This window comes from Lawsonella sp., from assembly GCF_011525565.1.
Taxonomy (GTDB): Bacteria; Actinomycetota; Actinomycetes; order Mycobacteriales; family Mycobacteriaceae; genus Lawsonella; species Lawsonella clevelandensis_A.
In genome coordinates this window covers 1-16097 of sequence record NZ_WVRS01000017.1, presented here as the reverse complement: position 1 = coordinate 16097, position 16097 = coordinate 1, and the positions used below count along the sequence as shown (strand labels likewise).

The window sequence follows — 16097 nt, the reverse complement described above, 5'->3', positions numbered from 1 at the left end:
ACGCGTCCACGTAGGTTCTCTCACCATCCGGCCTGGCGAAACTGTCATCATCACCGGCCCAAATGGATCCGGGAAATCTAGCTTGCTACACGTCATCACTGGTGCACTTCAACCGGAAGCGGGAGAAGTGCAGGTGGGTCAGGGTGCCACCTTGTCGATCCTGGAGCAAGTACAACGGTGGGAGGACCCGAAGAAGAGCGCTGCGGAACTCTACTCCTTCGTCTCCGGCCCGCACTCGCTGGACTTAGACGATCTGGGTCTTATCACTCCTGAAGATGCTCAGCGCCCAGTGGGTGATCTCTCGTTAGGACAGCAGAGACGGGTAGCCTTGGCCTTGCTCGTAGCTAACCCACCGGAAATTCTCTTAATGGATGAGCCGACTAACCACTTGAGTGTTGACCTCATCGAAGAGGTACAGGATGCGATTAAACAGTGCGAAGGGACTATTGTCGTCGTCACCCACGACCAACGCATGATCGAACAGGTAGAAGCGCGTCACTTAGTCGTTAAAGATGGAGAGGTGGAAGAGCTTCCCCGAGGTGTACTGCCCGAGATCTTCGATTAGTGTGCGGCGCAGAGTAGCCCTTGCTCTGGATTCCGAAGCGCTGCTCTGCATTCTGCACTCCAGTTGTGCATTCAGCGCTGTGCATACTGTGAGGTGAACCTTGTTAGCCCCATTGCATGAGAAGGGTACTTCGGACTATTGTGGAAGACATGACCGAACGTGCATCTGCAGATTGGGACGCCCTCTACAGTGAGACACCTGCCCCCTGGGGAGGAACCCCTGCTGCGGCAGTCGTGGAACGGCTCTCTACTATGGAACCCGGTTCCGCTCTCGACTTGGGGTGTGGGGAAGGTCGTCACGCTCGTCTCCTGGCTCAGATGGGCTGGGACGTAGTAGGTGTTGATCTCTCCTCCGAGGCGATTCGTATAGCGGCAGAGCACGAGTCATTGGGGCCGAAGATTGTCTATACAGTGGGGGACGTCTGCAGCTGGGTACCGGTCTACGATGCGCAGGTTACTGGCGATGATCGTTTCACCAGCGGCAAATTTGACCTCATTTTGGGTGCTTACCTGCATTTGCCAATGCATCAGCTGCGGGATGTGTTGAAGCGTAGCCAAGCCTGGTTGAAGCCGCACGGGGCGCTTCTCTATCTTGGGCACGCTGCCGAAAACCTCCGTCACGGTATTGGGGGCCCACAGGATTCTGCACTTCTTCCGACCGTCGCTGATCTTGCCAGCGCCAGTGCGGGAATGCGGGTCATTCGTCTCGAGCATATGGTGCGCCCCGCCGGCCATTCGCAAGCGGTCGATGTCCTTCTTCATGCTGAAAACTGGGACTAGTACCGGAACCGTTGCTTCCATGTCGAGGTAGTGGTGTGGGGTTAGACGCAGGTGCCGTCCTCCGCGCATTGTTCGGCAGGTGTTTCTGTTTGCACCGTCACATGGTGAAGGTGGTAGGTGTGCTCCATGAGTTCTTGTACGTGCTGACGTGCTTGCGGATTGGTAGTGACAACGTGGACGGATCCGATGTTGTCACCGGTGGTGAGGCTCCACACATGAAAGTGGTGGAGTGCTTGTACACCGTCCACGGACAAGATGTCATGGCGAAGGGACTCCATATCGACATCAGTGGGGGTGCCTTGTAGGATGACGTTTCCTACTTGGCGGAGCAGTGCGACTGCTCGCGGAAGTACCCATATGGCGATAAGGACTGCAACGACGATGTCGGCATATACCCATCCCGTGAGATAGGTGATGAGACCCGAGATGAGTACTCCCACCGACCCCACCATGTCTGCCATCACTTCTAGATAAGCGCCCTTCACATTAATGGACTCGTCCTTACCACCACGGATGGCAAGAAACGCGAAAAAGTTCATGAGCAGTCCCACTACTGCGACGATCGTTACTGGCAGTCCCTGGACATTAACGGGATGGATGAGGCGCTCGACGGCTTCGACGACAATGATGACGGCGACTGCTAGCAACAGAATCGCGTTGAATCCCGCGGCGAGCACCTCAACACGGCGGAAACCATAAGTGTGTTGGGGAGTGGCGGAGGCACGCGCTCCAACACGGATGGCGACGAGTGCAGTGCACAGGCCGAAGACATCGGTGAACGCATGCGCAGAGTCCGATAGGAGAGCGAGTGAGCCGGAGAGTAGCCCTACGACAATTTGTGTGATGACAGTAACGAGTCCCAGTGCGATAGCGACACTGATGCGCCATTGAGGGGTGTGGGCCAATTCTGCTGCGTCGTGATGCTCGTGGGTGTGATGGTGGGAGTGACCGTGAGCTAGTGTGGCGCCGTGAGCATGGCTGTCGGTGTCATGGCTGTCATTGGTGAGATTCGGCACGTGGCTCTGTGTGTGGTTATGCGGCACGTGGCTCTGTGTGTGGTTATGAGCGTCGTCGTGAGCGTGATCGGACCGGTGAGTGTAGTCAGTGGCCTGCATTGCCGAACCTCTCTAATGTATGCGTGATAATGCATATGTTAGAGAGATGAATGAAGATTAGCAAGGCTACCCTTCGACAAGGAGAGAGGTGCGCCTGCTAGGGCTCGAACCAACACGCAACACCAGCACAACCAGCATTTCCACCTTTATGTGGCAACAATATGGCTACGCAAACCCTGACTCGCGCGCCAAAGCGTCCAACTTTTCGGCAACCTCATCAAGATCGCTATCGAACAAATCGGCATACCGATTGAGTGTTTCCACAGCACTAGAGTGCCCAAGCATCCGCTGAATAACTTTCACATTCGCCCCAGTATGCACCGCTAAACTAGCCGCCGTATGCCGCAAATCATGCGGCGTCAACGGATACACACCAGCACGCTTAGCCGCATTCGCAAACCAATTACTACTGCTACTACTCGGACGGGGCAAATAACCGCCATGCGAATCCGGGAAAAGCAAACAATCACCTTTACCGACCGCCGCCTCAGCGACGCGCCGGGCAAGGAAGCGGGGGATAGGCACTGTCCTGTTCTCATGAGTTTTCGGGGTGCCAACTTTGATATGGCCGTTGACCCATACGGCGTTTTTGGTGATGCTGATTCGCCGTGTGACGGTGTTAACGTCATCGCCAGTCAGTGCGATGGCTTCGCCCCATCTCATGCCTGTGTATCCGAGAAGGAGAACTAGTAGCTCATGATCTCCGCATTGGGATGCGAAGTGATGGAGTTGGGCAGCTGTGAGGTAGGTATTCTGCTTTTTGTTTTTGCGGGGTAGGGTGACGCCTTCTGCTGGATTGGAAGGTATGAGCCCGTCTTTCACGGCGTCTCTGAGGATGCTAGAGAGCACTTGGTGGGCGTAGCGTTTCCCGGTAGCGGAAAGCGGTCTGTCGCCATTGAGAGTGGTAAGACCGTCTACCCAGGCTGCGATGTCACTGTGCCGAATGTCCTTTATCCTGGTGTTTCCCCACTTTGGGCGTACATGATTCCAGTATGCGTTGGTGAGTGGTGGCATACTTGAGGGCTTGAGATAGTTTTTCCGTTTGATCCACTCATCACCGAGCTCAGCGAGTGAGGAATTCCCGCCGCTATTTGATACCCACTGGCCGGTGAGGATATCTGAGGCCTGTTTTGTTTCCCATGCTTTCGCGGCGGTCTTGGTAAGGAAACCTCGTTTCTGAGTGCGGGTGCCGTCGGGAGTAGTGAAAAGGACACGCCACCGTGTTCCCTTAGCGGTCGTGTATTTTTGGACGCTCACGGTGTGGTTAGCTTCTGAGCGCGTTGGGCTCGTAAAGTGTAGGTGTTGCTCATTCTATGATCACTAGGTCTTTGAGGATTATCTACGCCGCCCGTGGAGTGATACCCCGTAGGGTGTCAGCTAGATCCTCTTGGGCTTTCTCCAAGTCGTAAGATGTCTGCAAGTTGAGCCAGAATTGTGGGCTATTGCCCCAGTACGTTGAAAGACGTAGTGCTGTGTCGGCGGTGATGACACGCTTACCCCTGATAATCTCACTGATACGGATAGGGGGAACGTTAAGAGCTTTTGCCAACGCGTACTGGGTCAGTCCTGCTGGTTCGAGAAATTCTTTAAGGAGAATATCCCCGGGGGTGGGGAGGGGTATACGTTCCCCTTCTATGGGGTTAGTGGTAGTCGATGAGTTCGACATCGTATGCATCTCCGTTCTTCCATGTGAAGCAGATTCGCCATTGTTTGTTGACTCTTATTGAGTAGTAGTCTGCACGGTTTCCTGTGAGCTTCTCTAGCCGGTTGGCGGGCGGTACTCGTAGGTCGTTGAGGTCTGTTGCGCTGTCAATGATCAAGAGTTTTAAGAGTGTTGCGTTTTGGAGTTCTTTGCTGTGTGCTTTGGTGTAGCGGCGGCTCCAAATTTTTGCCGTGTTGCTGTCTTTGAAGCTCTTGATCATAAATCAATGATAACGCACAGCGTTAGTATTTTCAAGTGGGAAAACAATGGATTAATGACAATATTTTGATAATATAGCTGTGGCAAAAGCACACGCTCAACACGTCAAATTGGTTGATTGGCGGTATTGTTCCTGCTGCGCGCTATAGGTAAAATTCGATGAAGCGAACGGCGATAAGCCCTCCAAGGGAGGACTTCCTGACTCGGTGGGCGGGATAGTCGTTCCCCTTTATTCTCTAGATAAAATCCATTGAAAACGCAGCAATAACTGTTAAAATGACAGCTGTAGAGGTTGTCAACTTGTAGGCAACTCAACATCGCCGTTACCCCGCCCATGTTGGCGGGGTAACGTGCATTTATGGCCAGATTCTTATTCTCCCCTTACGAATTAGCGGGTCTATCTGTTTCATGAAAATCTCTTGTGTCTTGGCAACCCTAGCCGAGACATCTCTACGCGTGTAATACCTGTTGATCGTATAGCAGCATAGATCTGCTGCTTGTAACGCCCTTATACTTCGTGAGTCCCGGAAGTCTATGGACATAATCTGGGGGAGGCATGAACTTCGGTAACCGAATGTCCCCTGATCTTTGTATCTTATGAAGCTTTTTCTGCCCTCTGGCGCTGTGTAGTGGTCATCGAGTATTGCTACTACCGTATCGTTTTTCCGAATACAGTACTCATTTACTCTTTCAAGTAAATAACTGATTGCGATGCTTCTTGGGTCGTACGCTCTGCTGCCATATCTACGCTCCAGATGTTTACGATCAATTCCTTCTGTATAAACGGCGTCAGCGAATGCGCGTGTTATTCCCAGGGCCTGCTTGTATATTGATGCGCAAAATCGTAGTGGTTGGCCTTTCCAATCACGCTTCTGTTGCATCATGTCGTAGCCGTGTAGTTCGGTCGTTGGATCGAGGTGCTTTCCTGTCTCTGTCATGGAGGCAATTAGCATAAGTCCATCGAGTGCCGAGTTGAGGCTGTCAAGATTTGCGTCATTGACGATTAAGGCTGTTAGGAAGAAGTGGTGTGTGCCACATTCAGATTCATCTATGAAGGCATGGTACATGGGGAAGAGTCTTTAGCATTTTGATGATCTGTAACGTTTGCTCATGTGGGTTGTGGGAACTATTGGCCGGCCCTCTATCTGCGCCGTGTGTTCTAAGTGCCCTATTGTTATCGGGACGATTTTATGCGTCGAATTGGCCTGATGGTCATACTGCCGTTGTCAAGGTTGCGTTGGTTTTCCACACGTGCAGCAGGTGCGGTGAGCTCTTCAGCGATGGCGGGGCCTGTCCCGTAAAGAGGACACGCCATCTAGTACCGTTGATCGTCGTATATTTTTGGACGCTCATGTAGTGTTCTCCAGGCTTCAATAATATTGGGCGTAACATCCAGCTCGAAGGCGAGCTTTTCAACGTTAGTACCGTAGGCTACTTCCGTAGCCCTGTAGTCATCCTCACTAATGAGGAGGCGGGCTGCGTACTGGTCAGCCTGTCGTTCTGCTTTTGGTGTGCTGATGGTGTGACCGTAGTGGGCATGTCCTAGTTCGTGGGCAATGAGACTACGGACTTTCCTGCGGGGGAGCCCCTTCCGGACGGTGATTGTCTTTGATCTTGGGTTCCACCAAGCTGGTGGGAGATGGTCTGGCAGGGGACGGTATGCGACTGTAATACCAAGAGTGTTGGCATAGGCCTCAATATCGAACATGTATTCGATAGTAGGAAAACCCTGTAACACATTTATGCGGCTACTTCTGTGATTTTCTTGCCCATATAAAGAAGCCAATAATGGCGATCACGATTAAACCGCCTATTGTCTTTATAGCTGAGACGAAGAAATCAGTAGCGAAGACAGCCGTCAGTGTGATTGCGAGAACGATAGCCGCCACGATAGTGATAATTGCCCATTTAGGGAGATGTTTTCTGTTTGCTAGGGCTTTTGTATCTGGTGTTGCTTCGGTTAGATACGGGTGTTGAGAACGACCGGATGCGGAAGATGACGGTTTATATGCGTGGCTTGCAAAAGTTGTATTGGTTTGTTCTCGGTATGCCGGTGGTGGTGTGTAGTCGCCCTTCTTCTTCGGTTTAAGTCCATCCTCAGTAGAGAGAAGATTCTTATTGCCTCCAACAGCAAGAGTGATACTTGCTGACTTACCATTAGACCAGGCTTCTACTTTTCCGCGAATGATGGGTGTGTAGCCGCTTGCTTGGACTCGTGTAATGTCGCTCCATAGTTGACGATTGCGTGATCGTGGTATGTATCCGGCGACCTGATTGTTGTATCTGACGCTTATGGCGTGGTCGTCGTAGGGGTTGTCTGGCTCTGGGATGAGGGTGAATTCGAGTTCGCATTTGCCGCCTTTTGCGGCGGCAATATCGTGCAGGGTTTGTTCTATTGAATGGTATTGTTCTCCGACTACTTCTGTGGAGAATTGTTTGGCGTTTGCTCCGAGTAGGTATTTGGGCATCGTTCTAGCCTTTTACGCGTCGAATTGGTCGTCTGGTGGGAGCTCTTCTGTGTCTGAAGATGCGGCCATTGTCTCGGGGTCGTAGAAGGGGGCGTAGTCGAGGTTTTCTAGGTCTGGGAGTGGGGCTAGAACATCAGTGTGAGGTAGGGGTGTAACACTCCCGTCCACGCTGTGTAGTTTGTGCGGCGTTACTGCCCGGCGCGCTGCTGCCTCTATTCCGTCTATCTCTGGCGCTAAGACGGCAGGGTTCAGTCTCCGCGCGAGTTCCAAAGAGAGCTCTCCCTCTGTCGCGGTATCTACGAGTTTCCCGTCGGAGTCCTGGAACGACATGACTTCGTCGTATGCGAGGTAGCCAAGCTCTGTTAGTGCGTCTACCGGATTGACGCAGAGGCTTCTGCATACCGTGATGAGGTCATCTGCCGATAGGCCCTTAGTGATCCTGGTATTGACTGTAGTTCTGGAGACCCCAAGTATTTCTGCGATTTCCACAGCGGTAATACGCCGTTTTGTCGTGGAGCTTAGCCATTCTTTAACACTACTTTTCCCGTCCATAACACACATCATAGTGTAAAGATTTCGATACATCAAGAGTGTATTTTCCTGCGCAATTGCATTGAAAAGTAATTTTATTTGACGTGTATGCTTGCCACATTGTCATGATTAGATGTAGTATCTTGTCAAAGAGCAAGGAAAGGAGTGCGAATAGATGTCTTTTCTTATCAGTTTAGATGAGCTGGACCATGTTAAACGCGTTAATGGGCTACAGACGATCGTAGACCTATCAGAGGCAACCGCCATTTCTCGGCCGACCTGGACACGGGCAATAAAGACGCGTCGCCCAACACCTGACATTCTTAACGCTTTGGCGGATTTGGGGGCGCGCCCGAACAAGGTTTTGGTGCTTGACGGTGTTCAAGACATATGTGCCGCATAAAAGAGATGCCCACAGCTGCAACTGCGGGCACCCGGAAAATCAAATTCTCTTAGGAGATAAGGAGATTCTATCATGCCAGGACTAAAGGCGCACTCAGCGGAGTCTTTTAAAGCTCCCCCCATTTTTCACGCAGTAGCGGAGGCTTTGCTCGATTACGTCGCCTCGCTTCACTCCCTGTGGGGTTTCGAACCGGACGCGAGCAGTGAAGACGCACTCGACAGGATCGCCGCTTTTCCCTCCGTAGGAGACGCCTCCGCTAGAGACTGCAGGTCTGGGGATCGAGAGGGTGTGGACTGCTTCAAAGAATTTATCGATCTCGTTTTCGATGGGGATTGTGATCTTCTCTCCGGCCGCCCACTCGCACCCATCAATGTGTCGTATCGTTTCGCCGTCTTTCTCGATGGTGAGAGAAACGTTGTGTGCTGGCCATGCGCCGCTATTAGTAACGCTGACGGTTTTCAACGAGGGGTCAACCTCGCATACCCAAACGTAGTCGATACGGTCTTGGGCTGCGTTGAGAGCCTTGGTGCTGATGGTATTGGCTTCTTGTGCAAGGTCGTTAGCTTGTTTTGCGATGCCGTTAGCTTCTACAGCACGTGTGGATGCGATTTCGGAGAGTTCGTTAGCAATTTTGCTGTGGTGATTAGCGCGCTGCGCGATGCATACACCAATGATTCCGGTAAGGCACCCGATGATACCGATAGTGGTGCTGATGACGTCCATTCTTCAAATATATGTGGTGGTTTTGGGGGTGAGGTCGTTGCGTAACAGCAATAAAAATACAGGTGATCTACTCGTCGGCGTCTTCTCTGATGAGGAGCTGTTCCACGCGGTCAAGGCGCGTCTTGAGTTCGAGTACAGTGTTTCCAAATTCGAGGACAGCGTTCATCTGATTATCAAAACTGTTGTGGAGTCTATCATCGATGACCTTTCCTTGCTCGTTAATGAGCGGCGTGATGCTATCGAGAAGTCGTGGCGCAATATCATTTGGGGAATTTGCGAGTCTCGTCTTCAGTTGCTCGAAAGCGGCTTCCAGGACGATGATTCTTCCCTCGAGTTTGAAGAATCCGAGCAGGATGGCGGTGATCGCGTCGCGGCTAAGCGCGCCATCATCTCGGACACCCTTGAGTATTTGGGATTGGATGAAGCGCGTGTCCTTGAATTGCTCGGGGATATCGATGTTGTCGAAGGGCGTGCTGGGGAAACTGTCTGGGACGTCCATTGTGATGCTTCTTCTTCAGTTGGGTGTGGGGATACCTCAACTGTAGGAGATGGGCGAGGGGAGGGTGGAGGATTGAGTGGTTCTTCTTCACCCTCTTCTCGTGGGGGAGGTGACACCGTTGCTTAAGGACAGCAAGTATATGAAGCGGCTACGGGATATTACGAAGGCTGTTATTGATGATGGCCGCATGTGCATTCTTGAGAATGGCTTTTTCGTGTGGGTATCAAAACCTTACGTTGTCGTGCAGATTGATATCTCGCAGCATTTATCAGCGGTATATGACGTCTTGGAGCTGGTGGGGTTAGAGGACTGCGTAAGTCTTGACTCTGTGTGGTTGTCGTTGCATGAGGCTATCAGTATGGGGACGCCTTTTTCTCAGGAGGAGTTAGCCCTTCGGAAGCGCGTGGTGACTCTGATAACGCTGGAGGAGGGGAAATGCTCGGTTTAGTTTCCCAGAGCAAGCAGTGTGAGTGCTTGGCAGGGGAGAGCGGAGGCAATGTTCACGACGAACGGCCATACCCAGGTTGTAAAAGTGTCCCGCCATTTCTCTTTTCTGTCGGTATGCGTGGCACCTCGGATGACCGCGACTGCGAGGCGTTCGAGGGCTTCTTGCGGGGGCAATCGTCATGAGTAATCATTCCGCGCCTTACGTATACACCTATGACGGCCCCGTAAACCTAATCGTTGATGAGTTCGGCTATCAAATGTCGAAGGACACGGTAAAAAGGGCAACTCTGCGAGGCGAGCTACGGGCAGTGAATCGGGACGAGTACGGGCTGTATGGGCCTATCACCATGTATGCGAAGAGTGACGTCCGCGCCTGGTTTATGCACTACATGGGGGCGGAATAATGGCCTCTGCTGCTCTCGGATTTTTACTTGTTATGGCTGTTGGTGGTGCCGTGTGCGGGATAGCTGATCTTGTGCAGGGTATTGTTGCCCGGTTGGTGTCCACATGTGTCACTGTGACGAAATTGTATCGGAAGAGTGGTGGAAAATCATATTCGGAGTTCTATTGGATGGAGGATTGCGTTATGAGGGGGTGTAGCGAATGGGCGTAGATGGTTATGAGAATCTTGCCCCAAAGGGCAGACTTGATGCCCTTATCAGGGACTCATTTAGGAGCTGGGAGTGCTTGAACCACACCCTGGAGATGGCGCGTGAAGTGGCCGTAACGAATGGTATCGCCTGTCACATCCCCTATCCGCGGCTACTGACTGGGGAAGAACTGCGCATGTTAGAAGAAAGGCGGGCCAAAGGTGCCTAAGTCAGGTTACCGGGTGTTGGGGCAGAGGACTACTAGGGAGCTTTTGGAGTTGATGAGGCGTGATACTCGGTGGATGGAGAGTGCGAAGTGCCGGGGGAAACCGTGTATGGAGAAGTTGGTCGACAAGCTAAAGAGGCATCCGGAGTTGCGGGAGAAAGCGGCTTTAGCAGTCTGTGCGGGCTGTCCGGTCATGCGCGAGTGTGCTAAAGATGCTCTCCTCCCTATCGTCTACTACGTCAGCCAGAGCGACGTTATGGATGAGAGCCGGGGGCGTAATAAACGACCGTCTGTTGCGTACACGGCAGGCTCTATACGGGCGGGCGTGTATGTCCCGGAAACAGTTAGGAAGGGGGGATGGCTGGAGGCGATGGGGCGCCTTATGGAGATAGCGGGGGAGGAGAATATTCCGGATGTTGTCAAAATGACAGCTGCGTAGAAGGGAGGAGGAGCCGAGATGCCTTGGGCAAGATTTGGAGACAATGTGATTACGCATCCTAAGCTGATGCGGTTGCATGAGGTAGAAGATTTATCTACATCGGTATTCGCTGAGGCTTTCGGTTTCCTGGCGCTGGGGGCGACGATGAGCGCAGCTCATCTGACGGACTATCGGGTGGAGTTCGGATCGTGGGTAGCCGCTGCGGGGGGTAATGCTGTGCGGGCGAAAGAGTTGTTGGCGATCCTCGAAAGGGCAGAACTGATTGAGAGGGTAGATGATGGGGGGCATCAGGCGTGGGCCATTATTGAAGACGATGATTTTATTCATTTGCGGTCTAAAGCTGAGGTAGAGATCGACCGGCAGCGTAAACGCGATATGCGGAATACAGATGTGACTATCGCTGTGCGGGTGCGAGATGGGGACCAGTGTCGCTATTGTGGGAAAACAGTGTCCTGGACTGACCGCAAATCTGCCAGATCTGCGACGTATGACCATATTGATGGGGTGGGGGACGACATCGACACTGACGGCCTTGTAGTGTGCTGCAGGTCATGTAATACCAATTTGAGGGGGAGGAGCGGGGATGTAAAACGGCGCATGCTAATGCCTGTGCCGAAAACCCCGTATTTTTCAAAATCTTCTGCGAGTTTCATTAACAACAGCGCTTGGGCATCCGAGCGCGGTATCAAGGTGAAAGCCTCGCTGAGGCCAGGAGAAATCCTGGACGCTCGTATCGACGGTAGCTCCAACGGTACGGGCGGCAACGCTACTCAGGTATTGGAGGAAGAAATAGCTGACGTCGTGGGTGGCACCACGGCTGATGCGGTGGAACCTCCACATCAGCTAGGCGATTGTGCGCCACACGATCACACCAGCGGCCCATGTAGCGCATCGTGCTGTCATACCGATCGTGCGGTAGTGGAGGAAGACATAGCGTCCTCGTCGGGTGGTGCCGGTGAGGCGTGGCTGGAACCTCTGCGTGAGACCGGAAAGCGGCTACCAACCGTGGACCAGGGGGCCTGCGTTGTCTCTGTGCATGGCACGCCTGATGGCGTGTCTGAGGCCCCAACGAAGAGGGGGTCGTGTGATACGGCCCCCTCGGTTGGGGTGGCTAAGGCGGCGAGGCGTCGCCATTCACGGCGTCGTTCTCAATAAGTGGGAGAAACACCATGAGTTAAATAACGAAACGATAACAGAGTTATTTCATATTGAAAAAATCTAGCCCAAATCTAGATACGGATAGATTTTTTAACTCCCGTATCTAGATCGTACGGGTCGGGACTGGGTCGGGTCGGGCCTGGTCTAGTCAGTCATAGGTAGGCACAGGTATAGGCATAGGTAGGAGTCAGGGATGGCATTGATCGGGAATGAGAAGGGTAAAGGTGTAGCGGGGAAGGACATGGAGTTGGCCTGGGAAAGGACGCTACAAGGGGTAAGGGAGATTGAGCGAGTATCAAGGCGATGGCAGAGGACTCTAGACAACCAGCTTCCAGAACAATTCAGCTCTCGAGCTAAAGGAAAGTATCTTCTCTTCTATGCGCGGCTAGTGATGTTGGTCATGGATGCGCAGGAAGCAATTAAGGCGATGGAGAGCGAGGCAGCATCGCAGTTGGTCTGTGGGAATTGTGAGGGGGACCACGATGAGTACTAGCGATAGGGAGCGAGGATAATGCCTCATCCGAACAAGGCTAAGGGTGATAGTGCTGAGCGTGACGTGCTGAAAATCATTTCCCAGTATGATCCCGACGCCCGGCGTACCCGCCCCGGTAGGCGTGAGGATGAGGGCGACATTCACGCCCTTAACACCACCTGGCAGGTGAAGGATGTTGCGCGTCCGCTGTGGCGGGAGTGGTTCGTTCAGCTGGGTAGCCAGGTGGAGCGCTCACCTTATGGGCATGGCGTGTTGGTGTGGAAGCTTCGCGGCTACGGTGGGAAACCGGCCAAATGGCTTGCGGTAATGGAACTGGACAAATTCGCAGAGTTACTCGCGCAGAGAGATTAGGGGAGAAGGGGCAGCAGGATGCCGGAGGAATATTATCTTGACCGCGAACAACTGGATACGCTGGGTAGAGACCTGGACACGCTTATAGAACATGTGTTCGATGTGGAGAATGTTCTCACCCGCCAAACATGCTACGGGAAGCTCCCCGGCCATAGCGCCGACCGGCCCCTGCCCTACAGTGAGAAAGCCAGCGAGTTTCTCCGGGGGGCTGGCGTATGGTCTGCCTGCTATCTGTGAGGCGGCAGGCTACACTGCCCGACTGTATGGGCAGGATGCCGTCATCGAGTGCCTGCACTGGCTGCGGGGTAATCCGATGAGGTTGGCTTCCTATGAGGACGCTATGGAGTGTGCCGACGATATTCACCATTGGGCACGCCAGATTGTCTTCTTGGTTGATCGTCCCCGCTACCCAGACTTCATTGGCCTCTGCCCCAGGTGCGGGGAGCCTATCTACAGTTACACAAGCACAGGCGAAATCACCTGCATGTGTGGGGGGATCCTCGATGTTGCGGTTCTTAAAGCCTCATGCGTGGAGATGTTGGAGCGCGAGTATTTCACCCGCCGCGAGCTTCGTAGCTATCTTACGGAGCGTGGGGTGCCGAGGCGGACGCAGAATCGGTGGCTAAATGAGATTAGCTCAGTGGATTATGGGGGGAGGAGCTACTGGCTTATGGGTGATGTTGTGGACAGGTTGGGGGAGTGGTTGCGTGGGAGAATAGCTTGACTATGAAATACACATGTACTACAATTGTGGTATGGCCAATTGGGAACACCGCGCACACTACATTACAAAGCACAGTGTCACCGTGGAGCAAGCAGAGGAAGCGCTCACCGACCCCAACCGCGCTATCCTCAACCCTGACCCAACAAGCAAAAGCGGCGTGAGCACCCGCACCATCGGCTACTCACCATCAGCCGGCCGTATCCTCACCGTCATCACAGTTGAAAGCAACGGCACCACCTACGGCGTCAACTGCTGGAAATCCAACAGCCGCGACCAGCGAATCTACAAGGAAGAGAACCAATGATCCCCGAGGAACTCCGTACCGCAATCGAAGAAACAGAAGACGCAGAAAACGACATCATCCGCCGCCCCGACACCATCATCAGCCACAACACCCCGCAAGGCCGCGTGAAGACCCTCCAAATCCGCCTCACGGACGATGAGTACAACCGTCTCGCAGAACTCGCAGGTAACAAGCCAGTATCGGCCATCGCCCGCAATCTTCTCTTTGCTGCCACACGAGACAACCCGGAACAACTTCTCGCTCAGCAGGCCCTCCAGGAAGCGCTAGAGGCTGCCGGCTACCGCATCACCAAAGCCGCCTAACTGTGGGCTGGTAAGGAGATGAACATGGATGAGTCATTGCTCAAGCATTTTCTCCTGATGTACAACCACCGCACACAACGGCTCGTCAGCCAGGAAGAATTCTCCGACTCCTCCGAAGCGATAGAGCGCTACGAAGAAGAAGAGCGGCTTAACTTTGACAAGGATTACATGGATATTGTTCTTGTCGCCTCGGACTCCATCGAGTCGGTGAAGGTAACACATGCAAATTACTTCACCGGCAACGCGCGCAGGGCTATCCACTCAGCGATGAACATCAACCTAGTAGCGTAAATACACCCCACATACTTGACGCCAATGGCCCACCAATATGATAGGCTCAAGCCGTAGGGCGTGGTGGACGCAAGAGCACCGCGCCTTTTGTCATATTACGAAGCCCCGCACCAAGCGTTTGCGGGGCTTCGCCTCTGTGAGGTAGGGGAAACAATGGGAGGAAACTTCGCCAGCAGGCAGTCCCTCCGCTCGCGGGGGGCACCTCAGAAGCTGCGCGCTACAGTCCTACGCCGTGATCACCATCGCTGCCAGTTGGCCTTGCCAGGCTGCACTCAGATAGCCGAGGAAGTTGACCACATTACCCCCGTCTTCGAACACGGCACCGACAGCCCAGACAACCTCCAGGCCGTCTGCCCGTCCTGCCACCGTCAAAAGACGCAAGCGGAAGCCCGGCGCGCCGCCGCGAAGTTGTCTCGTAAACGGCCACACAAATTGCACCCAGGCCTCATCTTCTGAGAGAAACGTATTCGCAATGGTCTATGAGCAGTGCTGAGAGCGCTGTAGAGAGGCGTACTCCCCGGTTGGCTTTTCTGTCTAATTCTTAGCGGGGAGGGGGTGGGGACCCCCTCCCCGCTCTCTGCCCGGGGCGGGCGGCATAGGGGCTCACACTATGTACGGGTTTTAGCTTTTTGACAAGCTAAAACCCTGGAAAAGATATCTTGATAACCTCGCCGAAATAAGGGGGAAACAGTGCGTTGTTGCCCCTCATGTGGAGCTCCTGTACCGGTGAATATCGGGGCGGGGAGGCTCCGTATCTACTGTTCTCCAGCTTGTCGCCAAGCTGCCTATAGACTTCGCCACGCTCTACCGCCGCAACTCGCCTCAATACCATCAGAGCAGACTGGCCGTCCTCTTGTCTTAGGGGATACAGGGCTCGTTGTGCTCCATTTAGCGGGTGTCTCTGAAGGTAGGGCGTTGGCGGAGGACATGAGACGTGTGCTCGCCCTCTGTGATGGAACATACATGGAGTGGGCAGGTGGAGGAATCAACATCTTTGGCACAGGTAGCCACCTCCGCCCAACACCAGTACAGCTGGGGGAGTGCACTGGCATTGTGCTCTGCGGTAACTGCGAGATCGAGCTTACTGGGAAACGAGTAGGCCACGCCCCCAATACACTCCGCAATCTCGATACCGTCATTGCTGGGCTCATGTGGGCGACGAGGAGACGGACAGCACAGCGAAGGGAGGAAAAGCAATGGGCATGAGAGGACCGATCCCTAAACGGTCAGAAGACAGAGTGCGACGCAATAAGGATGCGGCACCCACTACACGGGCAAAGGGCGCGTCGGCAGTGCGTGTGCCGCGCTGCGACCCAACATGGCATCCCATTGCTAAACGCTGGTACAACTCCCTCAAACGATCCGGCCAATCTGCCTTCTATGAGCCATCCGATTGGGCGTACGCTCAGCTGCTTGCCTATGAGATGACGGTGCTTCTCGCAGAGGAGAAAGTACGCGCGGCAGCTCTCCAGACCATTATGTCGGGCATGAATGACCTCCTGACGACAGAAGGTTCTCGCCGCCGCATGCGGCTGGAGCTAGAGCGTGGCGAATCATCGGAGACGGAGAGCAACGTTGTCAGCATCACCGACTACGCAGCTTTCTACGGATGATCTGCTCTACCCCGGCTACTACAAAGACCCCACCACTGGAGCGTGGTGCACACTTCCCTGGCCGGGCGACACAACCAAGGACTACGGGGACCCGGAGCGCCTAGCGCTCCTGCCAGACTCCCTGGGGCCGGGAGTGATTCTGTGGTGCGAGAGGT

Annotated in this window: 29 protein-coding genes; 18 read left to right on the top strand and 11 right to left on the bottom strand. The window is 53.7% G+C overall.

What is annotated here, in order from left to right; genetic code table 11:
- A partial coding sequence (locus tag QZV76_RS07105; protein WP_290599311.1) for an ATP-binding cassette domain-containing protein occupies window positions 1-565 on the top strand: 565 nt, incomplete at its 5' end.
- Between the two features lie 149 nt (window positions 566-714).
- Window positions 715-1344, top strand: a complete 630-nt coding sequence (locus QZV76_RS07100) for a bifunctional 2-polyprenyl-6-hydroxyphenol methylase/3-demethylubiquinol 3-O-methyltransferase UbiG (RefSeq protein WP_290599310.1) — start codon at window positions 715-717, stop codon at window positions 1342-1344.
- Between the two features lie 41 nt (window positions 1345-1385).
- Here QZV76_RS07100 and QZV76_RS07095 read toward each other — a convergent pair whose 3' ends face one another.
- The 9 genes from QZV76_RS07095 to QZV76_RS07055 all read right to left on the bottom strand — a co-directional run bounded on the left by QZV76_RS07095 (window position 1386) and on the right by QZV76_RS07055 (window position 7400).
- The gene (locus QZV76_RS07095; protein WP_290599308.1) at window positions 1386-2360 is read right to left on the bottom strand and encodes a cation diffusion facilitator family transporter; all 975 of its coding nucleotides are present in this window, start codon (window positions 2358-2360) and stop codon (window positions 1386-1388) included.
- A gap of 264 nt (window positions 2361-2624) precedes the next feature.
- Entirely contained in the window at window positions 2625-3716 is a 1092-nt protein-coding gene (locus QZV76_RS07090) for a tyrosine-type recombinase/integrase (protein ID WP_290599306.1), read from the bottom strand.
- Window positions 3717-3798: 82 nt separating this feature from the next.
- The gene (locus tag QZV76_RS07085; RefSeq protein WP_290599305.1) at window positions 3799-4125 is read right to left on the bottom strand and encodes a HigA family addiction module antitoxin; all 327 of its coding nucleotides are present in this window, start codon (window positions 4123-4125) and stop codon (window positions 3799-3801) included.
- Window positions 4100-4381 carry a type II toxin-antitoxin system RelE/ParE family toxin gene (locus QZV76_RS07080; protein WP_290599304.1) on the bottom strand — a complete coding sequence of 94 codons (282 nt, stop codon included), beginning with the start codon at window positions 4379-4381 and terminating at the stop codon, window positions 4100-4102. Before QZV76_RS07080 ends, QZV76_RS07085 begins: the two co-directional genes overlap by 26 nt.
- A gap of 355 nt (window positions 4382-4736) precedes the next feature.
- A complete protein-coding gene (locus tag QZV76_RS07075; RefSeq protein ID WP_290599303.1) occupies window positions 4737-5447 on the bottom strand; it encodes a DUF3800 domain-containing protein in 711 nt (236 codons plus the stop codon).
- Between the two features lie 107 nt (window positions 5448-5554).
- Window positions 5555-5695, bottom strand: coding sequence for a hypothetical protein (locus QZV76_RS07070; RefSeq protein WP_290599301.1), 141 nt, complete (start codon window positions 5693-5695; stop codon window positions 5555-5557).
- Complete coding sequence (locus QZV76_RS07065) at window positions 5696-6088, bottom strand: ImmA/IrrE family metallo-endopeptidase (RefSeq protein WP_290599300.1); 393 nt, start codon at window positions 6086-6088, stop codon at window positions 5696-5698.
- Between the two features lie 40 nt (window positions 6089-6128).
- Window positions 6129-6848: a hypothetical protein gene (locus QZV76_RS07060; RefSeq protein WP_290599299.1), complete on the bottom strand. Its 720-nt coding sequence runs from the start codon at window positions 6846-6848 to the stop codon at window positions 6129-6131.
- A 12-nt stretch (window positions 6849-6860) separates the two neighbouring features.
- Window positions 6861-7400: a winged helix-turn-helix domain-containing protein gene (locus tag QZV76_RS07055; protein ID WP_290599298.1), complete on the bottom strand. Its 540-nt coding sequence runs from the start codon at window positions 7398-7400 to the stop codon at window positions 6861-6863.
- A 154-nt stretch (window positions 7401-7554) separates the two neighbouring features.
- Here QZV76_RS07055 and QZV76_RS07050 point away from each other — a divergent pair, with 154 nt between their 5' ends.
- The gene (locus tag QZV76_RS07050) at window positions 7555-7782 is read left to right on the top strand and encodes an XRE family transcriptional regulator (protein ID WP_290599297.1); all 228 of its coding nucleotides are present in this window, start codon (window positions 7555-7557) and stop codon (window positions 7780-7782) included.
- 93 nt (window positions 7783-7875) lie between these two features.
- Here the strand turns inward: QZV76_RS07050 and QZV76_RS07045 are convergent, their stop codons facing one another.
- A complete protein-coding gene (locus tag QZV76_RS07045; protein WP_290599296.1) occupies window positions 7876-8505 on the bottom strand; it encodes a hypothetical protein in 630 nt (209 codons plus the stop codon).
- Window positions 8506-8542: 37 nt separating this feature from the next.
- Between QZV76_RS07045 and QZV76_RS07040 the strand changes: the two genes are divergently transcribed.
- The 3 genes from QZV76_RS07040 (at window position 8543) to QZV76_RS07030 (ending at window position 9855) form a co-directional block, all read left to right on the top strand.
- Window positions 8543-9130: a hypothetical protein gene (locus QZV76_RS07040; RefSeq protein WP_290599295.1), complete on the top strand. Its 588-nt coding sequence runs from the start codon at window positions 8543-8545 to the stop codon at window positions 9128-9130.
- A gap of 13 nt (window positions 9131-9143) precedes the next feature.
- Window positions 9144-9452 (top strand): hypothetical protein, encoded by a 309-nt coding sequence (locus tag QZV76_RS07035; RefSeq protein WP_290599294.1) that lies wholly within the window; start codon window positions 9144-9146, stop codon window positions 9450-9452.
- Window positions 9453-9630: 178 nt separating this feature from the next.
- Window positions 9631-9855: a hypothetical protein gene (locus QZV76_RS07030; RefSeq protein ID WP_290599293.1), complete on the top strand. Its 225-nt coding sequence runs from the start codon at window positions 9631-9633 to the stop codon at window positions 9853-9855.
- 421 nt (window positions 9856-10276) lie between these two features.
- Here the strand turns inward: QZV76_RS07030 and QZV76_RS07025 are convergent, their stop codons facing one another.
- Entirely contained in the window at window positions 10277-10462 is a 186-nt protein-coding gene (locus tag QZV76_RS07025; protein WP_290599292.1) for a hypothetical protein, read from the bottom strand.
- Between QZV76_RS07025 and QZV76_RS07020 the strand changes: the two genes are divergently transcribed.
- The 12 genes from QZV76_RS07020 to QZV76_RS06965 form a co-directional block, all read left to right on the top strand.
- Entirely contained in the window at window positions 10377-10706 is a 330-nt protein-coding gene (locus tag QZV76_RS07020; RefSeq protein WP_366664353.1) for a WhiB family transcriptional regulator, read from the top strand. The genes QZV76_RS07025 and QZV76_RS07020 overlap by 86 nt on opposite strands.
- A gap of 18 nt (window positions 10707-10724) precedes the next feature.
- Entirely contained in the window at window positions 10725-11861 is a 1137-nt protein-coding gene (locus tag QZV76_RS07015; protein WP_290599289.1) for a hypothetical protein, read from the top strand.
- A gap of 196 nt (window positions 11862-12057) precedes the next feature.
- Window positions 12058-12357 carry a hypothetical protein gene (locus QZV76_RS07010; protein ID WP_290599288.1) on the top strand — a complete coding sequence of 100 codons (300 nt, stop codon included), beginning with the start codon at window positions 12058-12060 and terminating at the stop codon, window positions 12355-12357.
- A gap of 18 nt (window positions 12358-12375) precedes the next feature.
- Window positions 12376-12708, top strand: a complete 333-nt coding sequence (locus QZV76_RS07005) for a hypothetical protein (RefSeq protein WP_290599287.1) — start codon at window positions 12376-12378, stop codon at window positions 12706-12708.
- 109 nt (window positions 12709-12817) lie between these two features.
- Window positions 12818-13432: a hypothetical protein gene (locus QZV76_RS07000; RefSeq protein ID WP_290599285.1), complete on the top strand. Its 615-nt coding sequence runs from the start codon at window positions 12818-12820 to the stop codon at window positions 13430-13432.
- Window positions 13433-13463: 31 nt separating this feature from the next.
- Complete coding sequence (locus QZV76_RS06995; RefSeq protein ID WP_290599283.1) at window positions 13464-13736, top strand: transposase; 273 nt, start codon at window positions 13464-13466, stop codon at window positions 13734-13736.
- Window positions 13733-14038 (top strand): hypothetical protein, encoded by a 306-nt coding sequence (locus QZV76_RS06990; RefSeq protein WP_290599281.1) that lies wholly within the window; start codon window positions 13733-13735, stop codon window positions 14036-14038. Before QZV76_RS06995 ends, QZV76_RS06990 begins: the two co-directional genes overlap by 4 nt.
- Before the next feature lie 24 nt (window positions 14039-14062).
- The gene (locus QZV76_RS06985) at window positions 14063-14329 is read left to right on the top strand and encodes a hypothetical protein (RefSeq protein ID WP_290599280.1); all 267 of its coding nucleotides are present in this window, start codon (window positions 14063-14065) and stop codon (window positions 14327-14329) included.
- 87 nt (window positions 14330-14416) lie between these two features.
- On the top strand, window positions 14417-14785 hold the full coding sequence (locus QZV76_RS06980) for an HNH endonuclease signature motif containing protein (RefSeq protein ID WP_290599279.1): 369 nt from the start codon (window positions 14417-14419) through the stop codon (window positions 14783-14785).
- A 234-nt stretch (window positions 14786-15019) separates the two neighbouring features.
- Complete coding sequence (locus QZV76_RS06975; RefSeq protein WP_290599278.1) at window positions 15020-15535, top strand: hypothetical protein; 516 nt, start codon at window positions 15020-15022, stop codon at window positions 15533-15535.
- Window positions 15532-15942 carry a hypothetical protein gene (locus QZV76_RS06970; RefSeq protein WP_290599277.1) on the top strand — a complete coding sequence of 137 codons (411 nt, stop codon included), beginning with the start codon at window positions 15532-15534 and terminating at the stop codon, window positions 15940-15942. Before QZV76_RS06975 ends, QZV76_RS06970 begins: the two co-directional genes overlap by 4 nt.
- The coding region (locus QZV76_RS06965; protein WP_290599276.1) for a hypothetical protein at window positions 15905-16097 on the top strand (193 nt) is incomplete at its 3' end. The genes QZV76_RS06970 and QZV76_RS06965, both read left to right, overlap by 38 nt.